The organism is Archangium sp., assembly GCF_036388035.1.
Classification (GTDB): Bacteria; Myxococcota; Myxococcia; order Myxococcales; family Myxococcaceae; genus Archangium.
In genome coordinates this window covers 1-5,422 of the sequence record NZ_DASVSO010000231.1, presented here as the reverse complement: position 1 = coordinate 5,422, position 5,422 = coordinate 1, and the positions used below count along the sequence as shown (strand labels likewise).

The window sequence follows — 5,422 nt, the reverse complement described above, 5'->3', positions numbered from 1 at the left end:
CCGTGCCCTCCGGTCGGATGGCGGGGGACCCCCGCATGCCCACCGTGCCCCCGAACGGGGCACCGCGCCTGATGCGTGGAGCCACTCGGAGGCGGAGGGGGGACGGATGACGGCACGTGCGGGAGCGGGCGCGGTGCTGCTCGCGGGGCTGCTGGCGGGCGCGGAGGCCAAGGCGGCCGAGATGAAGCAGGGCCATGGCTGGGACATCACGGTGGAGGCCAACACGGACTTCCCCCTGTCGGTGGGCGGGAGGCTGGGCGTCGAGTCCCCGTGGCGCCTGCGCCTGTCGACCTCGCTGGGCTACCTGCCAGGGGCCTACCTCCAGGCGGTGAACGAGGGGGCGATCGCCCTGGACGCCTATGACCGGGACCGGGCGGACCTCATCAAGGAGGCGTTGAAGAGCTCGCTGGTGTGGCGCACGCACGTGGGCTGGCGCCCCTTCCCGGGCGCGGGCCTCTACGTGGAGGGCGGCTACGGACTGGTGGCGCTCGGCGGCGAGACGAATCCGGAGACGGTGCTGGTAGCGCTTACCGGCATCAATCCGCCCGCGGGCGAGGAGGTGCTCAACCGCGAGTACCGGGTGCGCTCGGTGTTGCACATGCTGGACGTGGAGGTGGGCTGGCGCTGGGGACTGGGCGCGGGGTGGACGGCGCGCACCGCGCTGGGTGGGGCCTTCACCCTGGACTCCAACAGCCGCGTGGAGCCCCAGTTCGAGCCGAGCAACCCGCTGCTCGTCACCGCCTTCTCCCGCTTCGCCGAGGGCTACCTGGACGACACTTTCGAGCAGTACGTCCACCTGCCGGTGCTCTCCTTCTCCATCGGCTACGCCTTCTGAGGTGACGGCCAAGGACGGGTGGGGCATGATGACCCATGGCGTCCGCCAACGTGACAGGTCACAACTTGACACCTGACCCGAACTCATGGCTAAATCCAGAATAGTCGTAATTGACTTGAATCATGGTGGCCCGTGCGTACCTGGAACGTCCTTCTCAGCGGTTGGGCACTGCTCTGCGCCATGGGGTGTGGGCATGGCGGAGCCGTGGGGAGGGAGGAGCGCGCGGAAGGGCTGAGGGTGGCGTGCGCTCGGGGTGACGAGGGGGCGTGCGGGGCGGACGAGGTCGACGAGGGCACGCGCAGCAAGGGAGGCACGGTCTCCGCGCGCATCTGGGCGCTCATCGCGCAGGGGCAGTTCGCGGAAGCGCAGGTGCTGATCGCCGAGTCGGCGGCCGCGGGGCTGCTCTCCCAGCAGCAGGCGGCGCGGATGCTGGAGCGCATCACGCTGCTCAACACGCGGCTGGGGCAGGTGCCGGCCTCGCTGCAGCGGGTGCGGGATTTCCCGTCGCAACTGCGCGAGCACACCCTCTTTCAAATCAAGCAGCTGTTGGAGCAGAGGGACTTCACCCTCGCGACGCAGGCACAACTCAAGCTGGCCGAGAAGCTCATCGAGCAGCAGGAGCGGTTGATGGAGAAGGTGCAATGACGAAGCCGCCCTTGCACCCGAGTGTGGAGGAGCTGGTGGCACGGCTCCAGGAGGCACGGAAGGCGGGCAAGCCGGGAGACCCGGAGCGGTTGCGGCTGCACCGGGAGCTGGCGGCGGACAGCCCCACCTTCGTCCCCAACCTGCTGGAGCTCGGGCGCCAGTTGCAGCTCGCGGACGAGCCCGGCCAGGACGCGGAGGCGACCTTCGCGGAGGTGCGGCGAGTGCTGGAGCAGGCGGTGGTGGGCTCCGAGCGAAGCGGGCCGGCGGTGGTGGAGCTGGGCTACTTCCTGGACACCCTCCGCAATGACTCCCACGCGGCCACGAAGCTGTACGAAGAGGGCGCGGCCAAGGCGCTGGAGACGCTGGAGGACGCGTGGGCGGGCCTGCTGCGCTCCTGGGTCCACGAGCGGACGAAGGAATCGCTGGAGAAGGCCCTGCGGCTGAGCGAGCTGGCCGAGACGCTCTTCCCAGACTCGGGTCGCATCCAGGGCGTGGTCCAGGACGCGCGTCGGATCGCCACCCTGGACGGCCATCTGAAGCCGTGAGTACCCATGCCCGCCCTCCTGCCGGGGAGCGGGCCGAATGACACCAGAGCCGTCGCCCGTCCCCTACCCTGGCGGGACGCGGGAAGCAAGCCCGGTCACCGGGTGCCGGACGTCCTTCTCTACCTGGCGTGGTGCGAGTGCCGTAGAGTGCGCCCCCGAGAGGAACGTCATGAACCGAGGAACCAGCATCGCGGTCGTCGCTCTGTTCGCACTCGTCTGCGGCGCCGTGCTGTACACCAAGCTCTCCCCCAACACGACTTCGCAGCCGCCCGGCTCCGAGGCGCGCCCGATCGAGCGCCCCGACAGCCAGCCTCCCGCCACGCCCGGCAAGGACACCATCGAGGTGCTCTACGCCTCGTCGGACGGCAAGAAGGAGTGGGTCAACGACGTCGTCAAGGCCTTCAACGACAAGAAGGTGGAGATCAACGGCAAGGTCGTGGTGGTCAAGGCCGAGCACATGCGCTCGGGCGAGAGCCGCGCCGCCATCCTCGCCGGCAAGTCCAAGCCCACCATCTGGGGGCCCGCCGGCAAGAGCTGGATCGATCTCATCAACCAGGACTGGCAGACCCGGGAGAACCACCCCTTCGTCGCCGAGGCGAAGGACACCGTGAACATCGCGCTCGTCATCGCCCTCTGGAAGCCGATGGCCGAGGCGCTCGGGTGGCCGAACAAGGAGATTGGCTGGAAGGACCTGCGCTCGGTGGTGACCAACCCCAAGGGCTGGAGCGCCCTGGGCCATCCGGAGTGGGGCGCCTTCAAGTTCGGGCACTCGCATCCTGACTACTCGAACTCGGCGATGCTCTCCGTCATCAGCATGATCTACGCGGGTGCCGGCAAGGACGCGGGCCTCACCTCGGCGGACATGAAGAACCCGCAGGTGGTGTCGCTGCTCAAGGACATCGAGCGCTCCGTGGTCCACTATGGCGAGAGCTCGAGCTGGCTGGTGGACAAGCTGTGCACGCGCGGCCCCGCCTACCTGTCCGCGGTCACCGTGTACGAGTCCTCCGTCGTGAAGGCCAACGACAAGTGCAAGACGAAGCCCTTCCCCCTCGTGGCGGTGTACCCCAAGGAGGGGACGTTCTGGGAGACGCACCCCGCGGGCGTCGTGGAGGCCGAGTGGGTCACCGAGGACCAGAAGCAGGGCGCGCGCGCGTTCCTCGACTTCCTCCTGTCGGCCGAGCAGCAGGCCAAGGCGCCGAAGTACGGCTTCCGGCCCGCGCTCAAGGACGTGCCGCTCACCGCCCCCTTCGACGAGGACCACGGCGTGTCGCCGAACGTCCAGCGCCACGAGCTCGAGTACGTGAGCGAGGATCTCTTCCAGCGCGCCAACACGCTCTGGCACGAGACGAAGAAGAAGGCGGCGATCTGGGTCGTCCTGGACATCTCCGGCTCGATGAACGGCAAGCCGATGGACGCGGCTCGCGCGGGCACGGTGAAGTTCCTCCAGCGCATGGAGCCGGATGACCTGGTGCAGGTGATTGCCTTCAGCGAGCAGCCGGTCGCGCTCGGGACGCCGGGCAAGGTGCGCCAGATGGGCGAGAGCCTCGTGCAGAAGGTCAACGGCCTGTACGCGCAGGGACAGACCTCGCTCTACGACGCGGTGTTGATGGCCTTCGATGAGATCGAGGAGGCGCGCAAGAAGGAGACCGAGCCGCGCAGCTACGGCATCGTCGTCCTCTCCGATGGCAAGGACACCTCCTCGAAGAGGAACCGGCCGGACCTCATCGAGCGGCTGCCCAAGCCCGAGGACACCGAGGGCACGCGCGTCTTCACCATCGCGTACGGCGACGAGGCGGACGAGGATCTGCTTCGCAACCTGAGCGATCGCTCGAACGCGCTGATGGTCCACGGCGACAGCGCGGACATCGACAAGCTGTACCACCAGATCGCGTCGTACTTCTGAGCCGCATGAAGGAGTCCGCCTGGCAGAAGTTCTTTCCCACCGCGGGGGTGCTGGCCACGGCCGGCGTCACCTCCGCGGCCACGGGTGAGTGGTGGGTGCTCGGACTGGGCACGCTCGCCGCGGGGGTCCTCGCGCTGCTCAACCGCGGGGGCCCGCAGCTTCCGCCAGGGCTGGATGCCACGCACCGCGCCATGGCGCAGACGCTCTGGAGCGCCAAGGAGCAGCTCGCGGCGGAGCTGGCGCGCGTGCCCGAGTCCGCGCGCGCCCTGCTCGCGATGTCCACGTCCCAGCTCGAGCGGATTGGCACGCAGGGGCTGGCGCTGGTGGCCCGGCACCAGGAGCTGCAGTCCTATCTGGCGCAGGCCGGAGAGGAGGCGCTGACGGCGGAGCACGCCCGGCTGGAGAGGCTGGCGGCGGAGAGCCCGGATCACGCCGCGAGCGAGCGCTACCGTGAGGCGGCGAAGGTCCGGGAGGAACAGCTCGCGCACGCGGCCGCGCTCAAGGGCCACGTGGCGAGGTTGGATGCGGAGCTGGCCACGCTGCAGGCGAAGTTGGAGGCGGTGCGGCTCCAGGTCTTGACGTTGCGCTCGGCCCAGGCGGACTCGGAGGTCGCGGAGAGCTCGCAGCGGGTGACCGCGGATCTCTCCGGGCTGTCTCGGGAGATCGGGGCCATCTCGGAGAGCTTCGAGGAGCTCGCCGAGGCCCCGCGCCAGGCGCAGAGAACACGAAACTCGTAACTCGCGGGAGATGGCAATGAAGGTCTCGAAACGTCTCGGAATGGCAATGGCGCTGCTCGTCGGCTCGGCCGCGGTCGCGCAGGCGCCGGCGAAGCCGGTGAAGGCGGGCAAGCAGGCCGCGCCGCCCAAGCTGGTGGTGCTGCTGGTGGTGGATCAGCTCGGCGCGGACGTGCTGACGAAGCTGGAGCCGCGCCTGGGGCCCAAGGGCATCAAGCGCATTCTCGGTGGGACGCGCTTCACCGACTCCACCTACCGGCAGCTCGCCACCTACACGGGCCCCGGTCACGCGCTCCTCGGTACCGGCGTCTATCCGCACAAGAGCGGCATCGTCTCCAACAAGTACTTCGATCGCACCACGGGCAAGAGCGTCACCACGCTGCTGGATCCCGCCAATCCGTTGCTGGAGGCGCCGGCGGATCCCGAGGATGACTCCTCGCCCAACAAGCTGCTCGCCCCGACGGTCGGCGACCTGCTCAAGAAGAAGAGCCCCGAGTCCAAGGTGGTGGCGGTCGCCCTGAAGGACCGCGCGGCGGTGCTGATGGCGGGCCACGACGGCAAGGCCTACTGGCTGTCCGAGTCGACCGGCAAGATGACCACCTCCAAGTACTTCGAGAGCGCGCTGCCGGGCTGGGTGAGCGACTTCAACACGAAGAACCCGATGGACGCGCAGTTCGGCAAGGTGTGGGAGCGCTCGCAGCCGGCGGCGAAGTACACCGGGCCCGACGACGCCGGGTACGAGGGGGACTACAAGGGCCTG

General features: G+C 69.0%; 6 protein-coding genes. All 6 read left to right on the top strand.

Translation table 11 applies throughout. The features are described from left to right. Nucleotides 1–106: 106 nt before the first annotated feature. Nucleotides 107–835 carry a hypothetical protein gene (locus VF697_RS10125; protein WP_331093708.1) on the top strand — a complete coding sequence of 243 codons (729 nt, stop codon included), beginning with the start codon at nt 107–109 and terminating at the stop codon, nt 833–835. Nucleotides 836–1,072: 237 nt separating this feature from the next. Next, nucleotides 1,073–1,480, top strand: a complete 408-nt coding sequence (locus VF697_RS10120) for a hypothetical protein (RefSeq protein ID WP_331093706.1) — start codon at nt 1,073–1,075, stop codon at nt 1,478–1,480. After that, the gene (locus VF697_RS10115) at nt 1,477–2,025 is read left to right on the top strand and encodes a hypothetical protein (RefSeq protein WP_331093704.1); all 549 of its coding nucleotides are present in this window, start codon (nt 1,477–1,479) and stop codon (nt 2,023–2,025) included. Before VF697_RS10120 ends, VF697_RS10115 begins: the two co-directional genes overlap by 4 nt. 169 nt (nt 2,026–2,194) lie before the next feature. Next, the gene (locus VF697_RS10110; RefSeq protein WP_331093702.1) at nt 2,195–3,928 is read left to right on the top strand and encodes a VWA domain-containing protein; all 1,734 of its coding nucleotides are present in this window, start codon (nt 2,195–2,197) and stop codon (nt 3,926–3,928) included. 5 nt (nt 3,929–3,933) lie between these two features. Further along, nucleotides 3,934–4,665, top strand: coding sequence for a hypothetical protein (locus VF697_RS10105; RefSeq protein ID WP_331093700.1), 732 nt, complete (start codon nt 3,934–3,936; stop codon nt 4,663–4,665). 46 nt (nt 4,666–4,711) lie between these two features. Then, the coding region (locus VF697_RS10100) for an alkaline phosphatase family protein (RefSeq protein WP_331093698.1) at nt 4,712–5,422 on the top strand (711 nt) is incomplete at its 3' end.

Excerpts from the sequence above, each read along its gene's own strand:
- VF697_RS10125 (WP_331093708.1), top strand. The coding sequence starts at position 107 with ATGACGGCACGTGCGGGAGCGGGCGCGGTGCTGCTCGCGGGGCTGCTG.
- VF697_RS10105 (WP_331093700.1), top strand. The coding sequence starts at position 3,934 with ATGAAGGAGTCCGCCTGGCAGAAGTTCTTTCCCACCGCGGGGGTGCTG.
- VF697_RS10110 (WP_331093702.1), top strand. The coding sequence starts at position 2,195 with ATGAACCGAGGAACCAGCATCGCGGTCGTCGCTCTGTTCGCACTCGTC.
- VF697_RS10115 (WP_331093704.1), top strand. The coding sequence starts at position 1,477 with ATGACGAAGCCGCCCTTGCACCCGAGTGTGGAGGAGCTGGTGGCACGG.